This window comes from Staphylococcus sp. FSL W8-1268 (assembly GCF_038003965.1).
GTDB classification, from domain to species: domain Bacteria; phylum Bacillota; class Bacilli; order Staphylococcales; family Staphylococcaceae; genus Staphylococcus; species Staphylococcus hominis.
The window spans coordinates 1,268,994-1,284,683 of the sequence record NZ_JBBOQE010000001.1; the positions used below are offsets into that span (position 1 = coordinate 1,268,994).

The 15,690-nt window shown below is 30.5% G+C and carries 15 protein-coding genes and 1 other RNA gene; 14 read left to right on the forward strand and 2 right to left on the reverse strand.

Annotated elements, in window-relative coordinates; all coding sequences use genetic code 11:
- Position 1: 1 nt before the first annotated feature.
- The 10 genes from NST64_RS06520 (at position 2) to NST64_RS06565 (ending at position 10,443) form a co-directional block, all read left to right on the forward strand.
- A complete protein-coding gene (locus NST64_RS06520) occupies positions 2-700 on the forward strand; it encodes a zinc metallopeptidase (RefSeq protein WP_002449792.1) in 699 nt (232 codons plus the stop codon).
- Between the two features lie 201 nt (positions 701-901).
- A complete protein-coding gene (locus NST64_RS06525) occupies positions 902-1,219 on the forward strand; it encodes a nucleotide pyrophosphohydrolase (RefSeq protein ID WP_002449913.1) in 318 nt (105 codons plus the stop codon).
- A 22-nt stretch (positions 1,220-1,241) separates the two neighbouring features.
- Positions 1,242-2,360, forward strand: a complete 1,119-nt coding sequence (gene bshA, locus NST64_RS06530) for an N-acetyl-alpha-D-glucosaminyl L-malate synthase BshA (RefSeq protein WP_340731104.1) — start codon at positions 1,242-1,244, stop codon at positions 2,358-2,360.
- A 14-nt stretch (positions 2,361-2,374) separates the two neighbouring features.
- Positions 2,375-3,577 carry a CCA tRNA nucleotidyltransferase gene (locus tag NST64_RS06535; RefSeq protein ID WP_002449841.1) on the forward strand — a complete coding sequence of 401 codons (1,203 nt, stop codon included), beginning with the start codon at positions 2,375-2,377 and terminating at the stop codon, positions 3,575-3,577.
- On the forward strand, positions 3,564-4,535 hold the full coding sequence (locus NST64_RS06540; protein ID WP_002449737.1) for a biotin--[acetyl-CoA-carboxylase] ligase: 972 nt from the start codon (positions 3,564-3,566) through the stop codon (positions 4,533-4,535). The genes NST64_RS06535 and NST64_RS06540 overlap by 14 nt, the downstream gene beginning before the upstream one ends.
- A gap of 29 nt (positions 4,536-4,564) precedes the next feature.
- Positions 4,565-7,282 carry a helicase C-terminal domain-containing protein gene (locus tag NST64_RS06545; RefSeq protein WP_049418369.1) on the forward strand — a complete coding sequence of 906 codons (2,718 nt, stop codon included), beginning with the start codon at positions 4,565-4,567 and terminating at the stop codon, positions 7,280-7,282.
- A 96-nt stretch (positions 7,283-7,378) separates the two neighbouring features.
- On the forward strand, positions 7,379-8,671 hold the full coding sequence (gene asnS, locus NST64_RS06550) for an asparagine--tRNA ligase (RefSeq protein WP_070672283.1): 1,293 nt from the start codon (positions 7,379-7,381) through the stop codon (positions 8,669-8,671).
- Between the two features lie 96 nt (positions 8,672-8,767).
- The gene (locus NST64_RS06555; protein ID WP_002449719.1) at positions 8,768-9,454 is read left to right on the forward strand and encodes a DnaD domain-containing protein; all 687 of its coding nucleotides are present in this window, start codon (positions 8,768-8,770) and stop codon (positions 9,452-9,454) included.
- Positions 9,444-10,115: an endonuclease III gene (gene nth / locus NST64_RS06560; RefSeq protein WP_002455326.1), complete on the forward strand. Its 672-nt coding sequence runs from the start codon at positions 9,444-9,446 to the stop codon at positions 10,113-10,115. The genes NST64_RS06555 and nth overlap by 11 nt, the downstream gene beginning before the upstream one ends.
- The gene (locus NST64_RS06565; RefSeq protein WP_002455327.1) at positions 10,108-10,443 is read left to right on the forward strand and encodes a YpoC family protein; all 336 of its coding nucleotides are present in this window, start codon (positions 10,108-10,110) and stop codon (positions 10,441-10,443) included. The genes nth and NST64_RS06565 overlap by 8 nt, the downstream gene beginning before the upstream one ends.
- Positions 10,444-10,536: 93 nt before the next feature.
- Here NST64_RS06565 and NST64_RS06570 read toward each other — a convergent pair whose 3' ends face one another.
- Together NST64_RS06570 and recU are read right to left on the reverse strand one after the other, a co-directional pair.
- Complete coding sequence (locus NST64_RS06570) at positions 10,537-12,930, reverse strand: transglycosylase domain-containing protein (RefSeq protein ID WP_049418364.1); 2,394 nt, start codon at positions 12,928-12,930, stop codon at positions 10,537-10,539.
- The gene (recU, locus tag NST64_RS06575; protein ID WP_037554551.1) at positions 12,927-13,553 is read right to left on the reverse strand and encodes a Holliday junction resolvase RecU; all 627 of its coding nucleotides are present in this window, start codon (positions 13,551-13,553) and stop codon (positions 12,927-12,929) included. Before recU ends, NST64_RS06570 begins: the two co-directional genes overlap by 4 nt.
- Positions 13,554-13,814: 261 nt before the next feature.
- Between recU and NST64_RS06580 the strand changes: the two genes are divergently transcribed.
- The 4 genes from NST64_RS06580 (at position 13,815) to rnpB (ending at position 15,601) form a co-directional block, all read left to right on the forward strand.
- The gene (locus NST64_RS06580) at positions 13,815-14,168 is read left to right on the forward strand and encodes a DUF1798 family protein (protein ID WP_049336220.1); all 354 of its coding nucleotides are present in this window, start codon (positions 13,815-13,817) and stop codon (positions 14,166-14,168) included.
- Complete coding sequence (locus tag NST64_RS06585; RefSeq protein WP_002449755.1) at positions 14,165-14,728, forward strand: DUF1273 domain-containing protein; 564 nt, start codon at positions 14,165-14,167, stop codon at positions 14,726-14,728. Before NST64_RS06580 ends, NST64_RS06585 begins: the two co-directional genes overlap by 4 nt.
- An 11-nt stretch (positions 14,729-14,739) precedes the next feature.
- Complete coding sequence (gpsB, locus tag NST64_RS06590) at positions 14,740-15,078, forward strand: cell division regulator GpsB (protein ID WP_002449866.1); 339 nt, start codon at positions 14,740-14,742, stop codon at positions 15,076-15,078.
- A gap of 136 nt (positions 15,079-15,214) precedes the next feature.
- Positions 15,215-15,601, forward strand: an RNA gene (gene rnpB / locus NST64_RS06595) — RNase P RNA component class B.
- The last annotated feature ends 89 nt before the right edge of the window (positions 15,602-15,690 follow it).

Here is a 15,690-nt window from a genome sequence, read left to right on the forward strand (position 1 = left end):
ATTGTCTATAGTGTCTTATATTATATATATCGTCATTATTATGCTCATTCCAATGTGGGCTCAACACAAAGTAAAATCAAATTATGAAAAATATTCACAGGTAAGATCAACAAGTGGTAAGACGGGTCGTGAAGTAGCAGAAGAAATTCTTCATGCTAATGGAATTTACGATGTAGATGTAGTTAAGGGCGAAGGCTTTTTAACAGACCACTATGATCCAAATAAGAAAGTAGTTTGTTTATCTCCTGCAAACTTTGATCGTCCTTCAGTAGCTGGTACAGCTATTGCGGCACACGAAGTTGGACACGCTATTCAACACCAACAAGGTTATGCGTTTTTACGTTTTAGAACTGCTTTAGTACCTTTAGCAAATATTGGTAGTTCATTAAGCTATATCATTATTATGGCTGGTATCTTTTTAACAGCATTAGGTAGTGCTTTTGGCTCAACTGCATTATGGATTGGTGCTGGGTTAATGTCATTAGCAGTTTTATTCTCAATCGTGACATTACCAGTTGAATTTGATGCAAGCTCAAGAGCGATGAAACAAATTACTGCACTTAATATTGTGAATGAAAAAGAATATAAACATGCGAGAAAGGTATTATCAGCAGCAGCTATGACTTATGTAGCAGCAACAGCTACAGCTGTAGCCGAACTTGTTAGAATTATTTTACTGGCACGTGCAAGTGATAACTAAACTACCTTTATAAACTAACTTAATCTTAAATCTTGTGTAACAACATTTAAGATTTTCAAGGAGTTATATCGAGCGAAATATGAATTCAAAAATGAATTCTGTTTCGCTCTTTTTTTATATCTCATAGAATAGAATTGATAAAATGCATTAACAACTAATTTGAGATATACTTAGAAAGAAACGGAAAAAAGGAGAATGATGATGAAATCTTTAAATCAAATGCAAAAAGAAGTAGATGACTATATTAGTCAATTTAAAGCGGGTTATTTTTCTCCATTAGCTAATTTAGCCCGTCTAACAGAAGAAGTGGGCGAACTTGCAAGAGAAATCAATCATTATTACGGTGAAAAGCAAAAGAAACCAACGGAAGAAGAAAACTCTGTTAAAGCTGAATTAGGAGATAATTTATTTGTTTTACTTTGCATTGCTAATTCACTTGGTATTGATATGACAGAAAGTTTTAATGATACAATGGATAAATTTAATACTAGAGATAAAAATCGATTTGAACGTAAATAATGGATAGAAAGGGGGTTATTTTATGAAAATAGGTATTACATGTTATCCGTCAATGGGTGGCTCAGGTATCATAGCAACTGAATTAGGTATAAAAATGGCAGAAAGGGGACATGAAGTTCACTTTATTACGTCAAATATTCCTTTTAGAATTCGTAAGCCTTTGCCTAACATTACTATCCATCAAGTCGAAGTAAATCAATATGCAGTATTTCAATATCCACCATATGATATTACATTGAGCACAAAAATATCTGAAGTTATTAAAGAATATGATTTAGATATCTTGCATATGCATTATGCTGTACCACACGCTGTATGTGGTATTTTAGCACGTCAAATGTCTGGAAAAGATATAAAAATTATGACAACATTACATGGTACTGATATCACAGTGTTAGGCTATGATCATTCACTTAAAGGCGCTATTAAATTTGGCATTGAACAAAGTGACCTCGTGACTAGTGTCAGTCATTCATTAGCTAAACAAACACAGTCAATTATTGAAACAGATAAAGAGATTATTCCTATTTATAATTTTGTTCGAGAAAAAGAATTTCCTACACAACATGAAAATCAATATAAAGAGCTTTACGATATAAAGCCTGAGGAAAAAGTTCTTATACATGTATCAAACTTTAGAAAAGTCAAACGTATTGACTCTATTTTAGAAACTTTCGCTAAAGTTCATAAACATATACCAAGCAAGTTGATCTTATTAGGTGATGGTCCAGAACTTTTAGATATGCGTAAAATAGCAAGGTCATTACATATCGAAGATGATGTATTATTTTTAGGTAAACAAGATCAAGTTAGTAAATTCTATCAAATGGCTGATTTAGTTTTGCTGTTAAGTGAAAAAGAAAGTTTTGGCCTTACACTATTAGAGGCAATGACTACAGGAGTCGTACCTATAGGTTCAAATGCTGGTGGTATCAAAGAAGTCATCAAACATGGTGAAACAGGTTATATTGTAGATGTAGGAGATAGTGAACAAGCAAGTCATTATGCACTAAAATTATTAACAGATGAGCAACTTTATCAAAAATTACAAAGTAATATGCTTAAAGATATTAAACAACGATTTAGTTCTGAACTTATCGTCGATCAATATGAATATTACTATAAAAAAATGTTGAATTAAAAAAGAGGATTAATATGGGTAATGAATTATTTGAAACAGCTTTGCCAATTCTAAATCAAATAGAAAAACATCATTTCGAAGCTTATTTTGTAGGCGGGGCAGTCAGAGATTACATTATGCATCGTACAATTCATGATATTGATATCACTACAAGTGCGATGCCAGACGAAATTGAAGATATATTTGAACACACTATTCCAATTGGAAAAGAGCATGGCACAATCAATGTTGTTTTCAACAATGAAAATTACGAAGTGACAACATTTAGATCAGAAGGTGATTATTTAGATCACCGTCGTCCAAGTGAAGTTAATTTTGTGAGAAATCTCTATGAAGATGTACAACGTAGAGATTTCACTATCAATGCTATTGCTATGGATAAAAATTATAAAATATTTGATTACTTTGGTGGTCAAAAGGATATACAATCAAAATTGATACGTACGGTAGGGAATCCAAGTGAACGATTTAAAGAAGATGCATTAAGAATTATTCGTGGCCTTAGATTTCAGTCACAACTTACATTTGATATTCATACTGAAACCTTTGAAGCAATGCAATTAACTTGTTCGGACGTTAAATATTTATCAATCGAGCGAATTGTTGTAGAATTTAAAAAATTAATCTTAGGAAGTAATGTTAAACAGAGTTATCATAATTTATTATCTTTAAAAATTTTTAATTATATTCCATTTTTTAATGAATTAGATATGACATGTGTTTACATCAATGAACCTCTTGAATTTGAACAATGGTTAGCCATCTTACTTATAAAAAATAATAATCTTCCTTCTTTAAAGCAATTAAAAATTAGTAATAAAGAAAAATCAGATATACATACATATATTGCTATCATTGAAACATTACCTCAAATTACTACTAAAGATGCTTTGAAATTATTTGTTTATGATTATAGTGACTATTATATCTTAAAGGTTTTAAATATTTATTCTGTACTTCAAAATAATCAAATTCCTACCGCTTCAGAACTTATTATCAATTCTCTTTCTATTAAACAAGTCGTTCAACACCTTCAATTACATGAACGTAAAGAAATGGATGTGAATGGAAAAGATTTACTTGCACATTTTAATAAAAATGGTGGCCCTTGGTTAAAAAATGTATTGAGAGAAATAGAATGTGCGATAGTTACTGATAAAATCAAAAATAACAAAGAAGAAATTTTGAAATGGGTGAATGAAAATGTCAAAATATAGTCAAGATGTCGTTAAAATGTTATATGAGCATCAATCAGAATATATTTCTGGTCAATACATTGCAAATCAGCTTAATATATCGAGAGCTGCTGTGAAAAAAGTAATTGATCAATTAAAAGCAGATGGATGTGATATTGACTCAATTAATCATAAAGGACATAAGCTTAATGCATCGCCAAATCGTTGGTATAGAGGCATTATCAATAAAGTACTAGAGTCTAATCATTTAGTATCCAAAATTGAAGTATATGATAGTGTTGAATCTACTCAAACTATTGCTAAACAAGGTCTTGTTGATAATCAGCATACCATGTTAATTTTAAGTGATGAACAAACAAAAGGTCGTGGTCGTTTCAATCGTAATTGGTCTTCTTCAAAAGGAAAAGGGTTATGGATGTCTGTTGTTTTAAGACCTAATGTCTCATTTGCAATGATTCCAAAATTTAATCTTTTTATAGCTTTAGGAATTAGAGATGCTATCCAAGCATTTTCTAGAGACAAAGTAGAGATTAAATGGCCAAATGATATTTATATTAATGATAAAAAAGTATGTGGATTTTTAACAGAAATGGTAGCAAATGCTGATGCAGTTGAGGCCATAATATGTGGTATTGGTATTAATTTAAACCATCAAGAAGAAGATTTTTCTGATATGATACGTCATCGTGCTACAAGCATTCGCTTGCACCATTCAGAAGAAATCAATCGATATCAATTTTTGAAACGTTTAATTGAGGAAATTGAAAAGCGTTACCATCAATTTCTTAACTCTTCATTTGAAACGATTAGAGATGAATACATTCGTACATCTAATATTTGGCATCGTAAGTTAACATTTACTGAAAATGGAGAACAATTTATAGGTGAAGCTATTGATATTAATAATGACGGCTTTTTAATTGTCAAAGATGAAGATAATCAGACTAGACGACTTATAAGCGCAGATATAGATATATAAGCATACGGATAGAATTAGGAGAGATAGATATGGCATATACAAGTTTTGCGGTAGTAGATTTAGAAACAACCGGAAACCAACTTGAACATGATGAAATTATACAAATTGGTATTACATTTGTACGTGATAATAAAATATCAGGAACTTATCATTCAATGATTCGTACTGATTTGGAAATCCCACCATTTATCCAAGCTTTGACTTCTATCGAAGAAACTATGCTAGAACAAGCACCGTATTTTCATGAAATTGCTGATGATATATATGAACAACTCAAAGATTGTATATTTGTAGCCCACAATGTTGACTTTGATTTGAATTTCATTAAAAAAGCATTTGAAAAAAGTAATATTCATTTTAAACCTAAAAAGGTGCTTGATACCCTAGAATTATTTAAAATTGCATTTCCTACTGAAAAAAGTTACCAATTAAGTGAATTAGCAAATGCTCATAATATACCTCTGACAAATGCACATCGAGCAGATGAGGATGCAACAACAACGGCCTATTTAATGATTAAAGCTTTTAAAAAGTTTGAGTCATTACCTATAGATACCTTAAAACAATTATATTATTTAAGTAAGCATTTAAAATATGATTTATTTAACATTTTATTTGAAATGGTCAGACAACATCATAATCATGATATAGATTATCAGTATGCTCAATTTGAACAGATTATCTATAAAAAACAACAAGACTTAAAAGTGCCACAAATTGAATTTAAAGGTTCATTAAAAGATTTATATCTAGAAGTTACAACAGCACTTGAACTTACTTATCGCCCACAACAACTCTATTTGTCAGAAATTATTTTAGAGCAGTTAATGCATAATGATAAGGCACTTATTGAAGCACCTTTAGGAAGTGGTAAATCATTAGCATACTTATTAGCTGCATTGATGTATAACATTGAAACAGGCAGACATGTAATGATTTCAACAAACACGAAATTACTTCAACATCAATTACTTCAAAAAGATATTCCTAGTATTAATCGCGCGCTAGATTTCAAAATTAATGCTGCACTTATTAAAAGTAAAACAGACTATATTTCACTAGGATTGATAAGTCAAATTTTAAAAGATGATACAGCTAACTATGAAGTGAATATTTTAAAAATGCAATTACTTATATGGATATTAGAAACAAATACTGGAGATATACAAGAGTTAAATTTAAAAGGTGGTCAGAAAATGTATTTTGACCAAAAATTAGAAACTTATGTTCCAGTAAGACACGATATTCATTACTATAATTATATAAAACGTAATGCTCAAAATATTCAAATTGGTATTACTAATCATGCGCATCTTATTCATTCAGATCAAGAGAATTCAATCTATCAGTTATTTGATGATTGTATCATTGATGAAGCACATCGTTTACCTGATTATGCTCTTAATCAAGTGACCAATGAATTAAACTATTCTGATATCAAATATCAGTTAGGTTTAATAGGGAAAAATGAAAATGAAAAGCTTCTTAAATTAGTAGATCATTTAGAGCAACAACGTATTTTGGAACGATTAGATATTCCACCTATTGACGTGTTTGGTTTAAAATCTAATATTTCTGATTTACACGAACTAAATGAAACCCTATTTAATCATATTTTCGATATTGTTCAACACTCAGATGTACATGATGATGATGTACATCGATATCATTATGTATTCGACTTTGATTCTACACGTATTCTAAAAGATTTACATGCAATTGTAGACAAAATCAATAAAACTTTAGAATTTTTTAATGGTATTAACCATAAAACAATCAAATCTATACGTAAACAATTACTTTACATTAACGATAATTACAGACATATAGAACAAAGTTTAAAACAAAATCATACTGCCTTCATATCTATCAAAAATTTGAATCAAAAATCGACCATACGTCTAATTGTAAAAGATTATGAAGTACGGGATATTTTAACAAAGCAAGTGCTCGAGAAATTTAAATCATTAACATTTATTTCAGGCACACTTACATTTAACCATTCGTTTGAGGCATTTAAAAACTGGTTTAAAGAAGATGTAGAATTTAATACTTATGAAGTACAGTCATCACTTCAAAATCATAAATCAACAAATATTTATATTCCAAGTGATGTTGTTTCTTATGATTTTAAAAATACAGAGGATTATGTAGCGTCTATTGTAGACTATATTCAAGAGTACGTCACTATAACACAATCTAAATGTCTCGTACTTTTCACCAGTTATCGAATGATGCATATGGTACAAGAGCTATTAAATGAATTACCAATATTTGACGATTATGTTATTTTGACCCAACAACAAAATCAAAACTATAAAATCGTTCAACAATTTAATCACTTTGATAAAGCTATTTTGTTAGGTACATCAACATTTTTTGAAGGATTTGACTATCAATCTAATGGTATTAAATGTGTGATGATTGCTAAATTACCATTCATGAATAAATATAATACAAAGCATTGGCTAATGGATTCAGAATTTGAATCTACATTTAAAGATTATGTCTTACCTGATGCTGTAACGCGTTTTAGACAAGGTCTAGGTAGATTGATTCGTAACGAAGACGATAAGGGACTCATTGTTTCCTTTGATGATCGTTTAACAAATAGTAACTATAAGCATTTTTTTGAACAATCGTTAGAATCTTATTCTCAAAAAAAAGGGGATATTCAACAATTTAATAAATTACTTTACCGCATGCAGGCAAGTAAACTGAAAAATAGAAAAAATAGTTTATTTTAAATAATGAGAACACTATTCAGGTGCTAGAAGTTCACTTTCTATTTTGATAAAATAAATAAGTATTGTATAAAAAGAAAATAAAGTAGGAGTTTGATTATGAAAACAACAATTAAACAAGCAAAACAATACATTAATCAAGAAGTCACAATTGGCGCTTGGTTAACAAATAAACGTTCAAGCGGTAAAATTGCATTTTTACAATTACGTGATGGTAGTGGATTTATGCAAGGCGTTGTCGTTAAATCAGAAGTCGATGAAGAAACATTTAAACTTGCTAAAGACATTACACAAGAATCATCACTATATGTCATAGGTACGATTACAGAAGATAATCGTTCTGATTTAGGCTATGAAATGCAAGTAAAATCAATTGAAGTCATTCATGAAGCTCACGATTATCCAATTACACCTAAAAACCATGGTACAGAATTCTTAATGGATCATCGTCACTTATGGTTAAGATCTAAAAAGCAACATGCAGTAATGAAAATTAGAAATGAAATCATTAGAGCAACATATGAATTTTTTAATGAAAATGGCTTTACTAAAATTGATCCGCCTATCTTAACTGCAAGTGCACCAGAAGGTACTAGTGAATTATTCCATACTAAATACTTTGATCAAGATGCATTTTTATCTCAAAGTGGTCAATTATATATGGAAGCTGCAGCTATGGCACATGGACGTGTCTTCTCATTTGGACCAACATTTAGAGCTGAAAAATCTAAAACAAGACGTCATTTAATTGAGTTCTGGATGATTGAACCTGAAATGGCATTCACAAATCACGAAGAAAGTTTACAAGTTCAAGAACAATATGTATCTCATATCGTAAAATCTGTATTAGAACATTGTAAATTAGAATTAAAAGCGCTAGATAGAGATACGAGTAAATTAGAAAAAGTATCTGCGCCATTCCCACGCATCTCTTATGATGATGCTATCAAGTTCTTAAAAGAAGAAGGATTTGATGACATTGAATGGGGTGAAGACTTTGGTGCGCCACATGAAACAGCTATAGCCAATCATTATGATTTACCAGTATTTATTACAAACTATCCAACTAAAATTAAACCATTCTATATGCAGCCAAACCCTGACAACGAAGACACAGTTTTATGTGCAGATTTAATTGCACCAGAAGGTTATGGTGAAATTATTGGTGGTTCTGAACGTATCAATGATTTAGAATTATTAGAACAACGTATCGATGAACATCAACTTGATACAGAAAGTTATAACTACTATTTAGACTTACGTCGTTATGGTAGTGTGCCACACAGTGGTTTTGGTTTAGGTTTAGAACGTACAGTTGCATGGATTTCAGGCGTTGAACACGTGAGAGAAACATCACCATTCCCACGTTTATTAAATCGTTTATATCCATAAAATATCACGTTTTATAAATCATACATGGGGAGTGAGACTAAATGATGTTATTCATGTCTCACTCCCACTTTTTAAAATAAGAAAGAGAGGGGTATCATGGACACACATCAACTTAAAACTCGTCCTGTTGTAGTTAGAAGGGAACTTTTCGATCATTACAATGAATTAGGTTTAAATGAAAAAGATTTAGTCATTTTGATTAAGTTGATTTATGCCGCTGAAGTTTCTAATAAACAACCCTCAATAGAATTTTTGCAAAAAGGTTCAAATATGGAGCCGAGAGAAATAACATCAATTATTCAAAATTTAATTCAGCGTGATTTACTTGCACTACATGTAAGTAAAGATGAGGAAGGAAAATTTACTGAATATATGAATTTAAATCGTTTTTACGAAAAGTTAAGTGATATTTTAACTCAAGAAAAAAATGAAACTACACATCATCAAACGCAACAAAACTTTAAGGAATTATTTCAATATATTGAACAGTTGTTTTCGAGACCATTATCACCATATGAAATCGAAACGCTCAACCAATGGATTGATGTAGACCAACATGATTACACTTTAATACGTGCTGCATTAGATGAAGCATATAGTCATGATAAATTAAGCTTTAAATATGTTGATCGTATCTTATTAAATTGGAAGAAAAACAATGTAACAACTTTAGAAGAATCTAACAAAGTGAGAGAAAAATTCAATAAACCTAAATTAACTCATACTGTAAAACATATACCTAAATTTGACTGGTTAAATGGAGAGAATCTAGATGGTAAGTAAGAAAAAAGCATTAGAAATGATTGACGTTATTGCAGATATGTTTCCTGATGCAGAATGTGAATTAAAACATGATAATCCCTTTGAATTAACAATAGCTGTATTATTATCTGCGCAATGTACAGATAATTTAGTTAATAAAGTGACACGTTCACTTTTTAAAAAATATAAAACTCCTGAAGATTATTTAAAAGTAGATATAGAAGAATTGCAGAATGATATAAAATCAATAGGTTTATATCGTAATAAAGCAAAAAATATTAAAAAATTATGCCAATCTTTACTCGACCAGTACGGTGGACAAGTTCCTCATACACATAAAGATTTAGAAAGCTTAGCTGGAGTCGGACGAAAAACAGCGAACGTTGTCATGAGTGTAGCTTTTGATGAGCCTTCTTTGGCAGTAGACACACACGTTGAACGTGTTTCAAAGCGTCTAGGTATTAATAAGTGGAAAGATAATGTTAAACAAGTAGAAGAACGTTTGTGTGATATTATTCCAAAAGAAAGATGGAGTAAAAGTCATCATCAACTTATCTTTTTTGGACGTTATCATTGTATTGCTCGAAAACCAAAATGTGATATTTGTCCATTACTTGAGGATTGTAGAGAAGGGCAAAAACGCATGAAAGCAATGAAAAAGGAAGTCGGAACAAATGATTAATAAATCACAATTTGAATCGCTAGAAAATGAACTTGATGTCTATGCTAAGAAAAGACAACTAAATTCTGATTTAGCAAAACAATATATCGATGATTATTTTGAACTGCTTCTTTTGTTCTTTAAACAAATTAATGAAATAGAGTCTATTGATTTAAATCATTTAGACCAATATCCAGTTGTTCCTATGAATTTTTTAGAACGATATCAATATATGTTAAAAAGAAAATACCACTTTATGGGGTATAGTCAAATGAAAACATTAAAAAATGAGCTTATTAAAATGAACGCTTCATATCAAATTAGAAGAAAAAATCAAAATAATAATTAATATGAAAGATAGTCTAGAGCAAAGTTGTTCTAGACTTTTTTTAATTAAAAAAACGACATAGCCTTATAAAAGACTGTGTCGTTTTTAAAGCTATTACGACGCTTTTCTAAAATTAAAAATCGTGTTTGCTTTAAATATGTTAGATAAACTACTATTGTTATTTGTATTATCATTATTATTATTTTGTTGAGTTGATGTGGTACTATTGTTAGCACTGTTGTTCGTAGTTGAATTATTTGCTGAGTTATCAGTTGTATTACCAGTATTCGTTGTAGTATTACCGTTCGTTGTTGATGTAGTATTTGAGTTGTTATCACTGGTAGAAGTAGAATTGCTTGAACTACTTTCTGTACTACTAGAATTACTTGAATCATTTGATGAGCTACTATCTGAACTACTAGTAGACTTGTTATCATATTTACTTCTTGATGTTGTATTATTATCTGGATGATCTTTAACAGATAGTGTACTTGCACTTGAACCAGTAACTGAATCAGGTTTTTTGAAGTCACCATCATTACTTGAAGTAATATCTGACATCACATCTTTATATAGATATTGTGCATATTCTTGTTCAGAATGTCCTAAGAATGAATCTTCACCGCCTGGTTTAATTTGGCTGAAGCCCATCCAAATTGACATTGTATATTTAGGTGTGAAACCATTCATCCAAATATCTTTAGCTGCATTGTCAGGTAAGTTATATTGATTATTAACTTCTGTGCCATAAGTACTTGTACCTGTTTTAGCACCCATATTAACGCCAGCAACACCATGACCGTAAGCAGAACCATATGGTTTAAATGTACCAGTTAACATTTCTGCAAGCATGTAAGCAGTATAATCTTCCATCGCTTTATGACTTGTATGATCAAATTCGATAGTTTCATCATCAGATGTTACAACTTTGCGAATTGAATGTGCATTATTGTAAGTACCACCATTAGCTATTGATGCGAATGCTGATGCTAATTGAGTAGGTGAGAATTCAGAAGCACCGCCACCTAAAATTTCAGATGGCCCTAAATCAATTTCATAATCTAAACCAACTTTAGACGCAAAATCTTTTGGAGCATCTTTACCTGCATTTGATGATACTTGTTGCCAAGCTTTTAAAGCAGGAATATTAAAACTTTGTCTTAATGCATCGTATGCAGATACTGTACCATGACCTTGCCCATCATAGTTACGGAATGTACCACCATCAATGGAATAACTTGATTCATCTTGCATTGCGTGGTTTGTAGCCCATTGCATATTTTCAATTGCTGGACCGTATGATAAGAATGGTTTCAGTGATGAACCAGTCAAGTGTGTATCTGTAGCAGCGTTACGATCAACGACATCTCTATAATTTCGTCCACCAGAAATGGCTACAATGCCTCCTGTTTTACTATCAAGAATGGTTGAACCCACTTGTTGATCATCATTTTTATAGTAATCACCATTATCAATGCGATCTTGAAGCGTTTTTTGAACGTTTTTATCCATATTTGTATAAATCTTAATACCACTTTGCATTAAATCACTATAGTTTTTATTTTTAAAGTGTTTATTGCCTATTAATTCAGCTTTAACAAAATTAACGTAAGAATCATACTCACTATTAGAATCATCATTAGATATTTGACGTTCTTTTGTTGTACGTTTTACTAAATTATCTTCTAATGAAGTAGCTTTAGCTTCTTTCCACTGTTTATCAGAGATTCTATGATGGTAGTGCATTAAGTATAAAACAGTTTCTTTACGATTTTCAGCTTCTTTCGGGTTATCATAAATGTTATACAGGTTAGGAACTTGTGGTAAACCAGCTAGATAGGCTTCTTCAGCTAAATTAAGTTCATTTAAATTTTTATTAAAGTAATATTTAGCTGCAGCCCTAACGCCATATACACCATCTGAGTAATAAATTTTATTTAAGTACATTTGGAAAATATCATCTTTACTGTACTCTTGCTCTAAACGATAAGATAGATAAGCTTCTTGCGCTTTACGTCCAATAGATTTCTTTTCTGAAAGGAACGAACGCTTAACCACTTGTTGTGTTAAAGTAGACGCCCCTTGGGAACCAAAACCACCAGTTAGGTTCTTACCAATAGCACCAAATAAACGTTTATAGTCTAAAGCACCATGTTCATAGAAGCGATTATCCTCAGTTGCTAACACGGCATTTTTCATATTTTTAGGAACATCTTTCAATTCAACATGTTCTCTACGTGCACCATTGTCTAATTTCTTAACCAAATCACCGTTTTTATCATAAATTTCAGCAGGCTTTGGATCTTGTAATTTAGACTCATTAAATGCTGGAGCTTTCCAAGCATAGTATGCAAATAGAAGTATACCGAGTAGAAGTAACACGATAAAGGCAATGAATAAAAAGCCTATAATCTTAATAATCGTTCTTTTTACATTCTTATTCTTTTTTGATTTGGATTTCCCATTTTTGCCTTTATTTGGTTGGGAAGATCCTTTATTTTCCGTCATACGCGGTCCTCACTTTCATCTAATATCAACTTATCAACAGCCTTGAGATAATTCAATCTAGGTTGATACTGATAAGGAATATAGTAACTATTTTTTTTGATTTCTTCAACTGTTATTGATTTTTTTATTTCCTTTTTATATCTTTCCCAAAAAGGTTCAAACTTCGAAAAAGGTAATAGATATACCTCATCAAGCACTTTAAATCTAATCAATAAAAAGACGAGTCCTTTTTGTAGAAAACAACTTTTCATATGTTCTACTTGATGATCATGGATATTATTTAAAGGGAAAGACGTTTTATTTTTGGTTTCTTTCGCTTCAAAATCAATATAATAGCCTCGATAAACGCCATTATAATCAGTTGTAGAAGGTGTACGAAAGTATGCTTCATTAATTACAGCTTTACTTCTTTTAGGATAATGAACATTTACAATTTGAATAGGAGTAGGTTTCTTATGTATAACAGCCACACCATGCTTAAAATAATAATTGTTAGATTGCTCAATATCTTTTTCGAGAGTCATACCTCGTCCACCATATTTAATGTTACTAGAAGCCTCACTTTGATTACTTCCAACCTTAGTAGGATTTAGTTTGAATGGTTTTCCATTTGGATAATTTATCATACTCACCACACAAATTTAATATTACACTTTCAATGTCTAAGAGAATAATATTAAACTATAATATGATAATAATGAAATGAGCATAATATTTATATTATACTACACATAATTAAATATATTCATTAATTATCTATTCTATTTTAACGTGCTTTAACAGTGAAAACAATATGTTTAAAAATTTGTAATAATGTAAAATTTATATCTAAACAATACTCTATAATAATTGTAATAAATTGTAAGAATATAGGAGGCATCGTTATGTACACATTAATTAATGAACTACTTAAAGAATTACAGTACATGGCGTCAAGCTATAATGAAATAAAATTGACACAGTCAGAGAAGCAATTTCATCGAGATGTTGTTCCTTATGTAAAAAAAATTGATGGTTTAACTGAAGAATTATCTCATTATGATGATGAACTAATCCAATTTCCTTATATGAATAAAGAAAAATTAGAAATGTTAGTTAAACATATTAAGGAATTATCTGTAGAGTGTCACTACAATAAAACAAGTAAGAAGTTATTTAATGAAAAATTGAAGTCCGTTAATTATGATCTTACCAATTTGTTTAAATATATCAAAGATAAAGAGGAATCAATGCATTGAAAACAGTATATGTGACTGGATATAAATCATTTGAATTAAATATATTTAAAGATGATATGAAAGAAGTGGATTATCTTAAACAATTTATAGAACATAAATTATTACAGTATATTGACGAAGGGCTAGAATGGGTACTTATTCAAGGACAAATTGGTATTGAATTATGGGCAGCTGAAGTAGTATTAAAATTGCAAGACACACATCCTGAGTTAAAATTAGGTATTATCACACCATTTTATGGTCATACCTCCAAGTGGAATGAACACAATATAGCAAAGTATGAATCTATTGCTAGTAATGCACAATTTCTAGATAGTGTATTTCATTCTGAATATCAAGGACCTTTTCAATTTAAACAAACAGATCAATTCATATTAGATCATACAGATATGACGTTATTAATTTATGATGATGAACAAGAAGGAAGTCCAAAATATTTTAAGAGGATGTTAGTTGATTTTATGGAAAAAACGACTTATAATTGTGATATTGTGACATTTGATGAACTTACTGACTTTATTAACGATTTACAATGGCAACAAGACCAAAGTTTTGAATGAGGTGGAAATTAATGGCAGATGTTTCTTTAAAGCTTTCAGCAAAAGATATCTATGAAAAAGACTTTGAAAAAACGATGGCTCGCGGCTATCGTCGTGAAGAAGTCGATGCTTTTTTAGATGATATCATTACTGATTATCAGAAAATGGCTGATATGAATAATGAAGTAGTCAGACTATCTGAAGAAAATAATAAACTTAAAAAAGAAGTTGAAGAATTGAGAATCAGAGTTGCAACTTCACGTCCTTCTGATAATAAGTCATTTGCTTCAAGTAATTCGAAATCAGCGAATAATAACGTAGATATTTTAAAAAGAATTTCTAATCTTGAAAAAGCTGTTTTTGGTAAATAATACATTGGTATCTTAAAGATATAAGCTTGTTACGAAGCATGTTTGATTGCTATTATGTTGGATTTTGATAGCTAATTATTTATCTATTTAAAATTCTATTAAATATTTTAAAATTATGTTATACTCACACAAGTGATATTTTGGGTAATCGCTATAGAAATATAGAGGAAAGTCCATGCTCACACAATCTGAGATGATTGTAGTGTTCGTGCTTGATGAAACAATAAGTCAAGGCATTAATTTGACGGCAATGAAATAACCTAAGTCATTAATTGATACGGTTAAAATAGTTTGAAAGTGCCACAGTGACGTAGCTTTTATAGAAATATAAAAGGTGGAACGCGGTAAACCCCTCGAGTGAGCAATCCAAATTTGGTAGGAGCACTTGTTTAGCGGAATTCAACGTATAAACGAGACATCTTTACTCGCATAGTAAAGATTTGTAGACAGATGGTTACCACCAAAGTACCAGTACAACTAGTGTACGTTATGAGTACAATGGTACAGAACATGGCTTATAGAGATATCACGGACTAGTTTAGCTCTCCCTTTTTATGGAGAGCTTTTTTTATATTGTATACATAATTATTTTAATATTTGTTAATATACTAA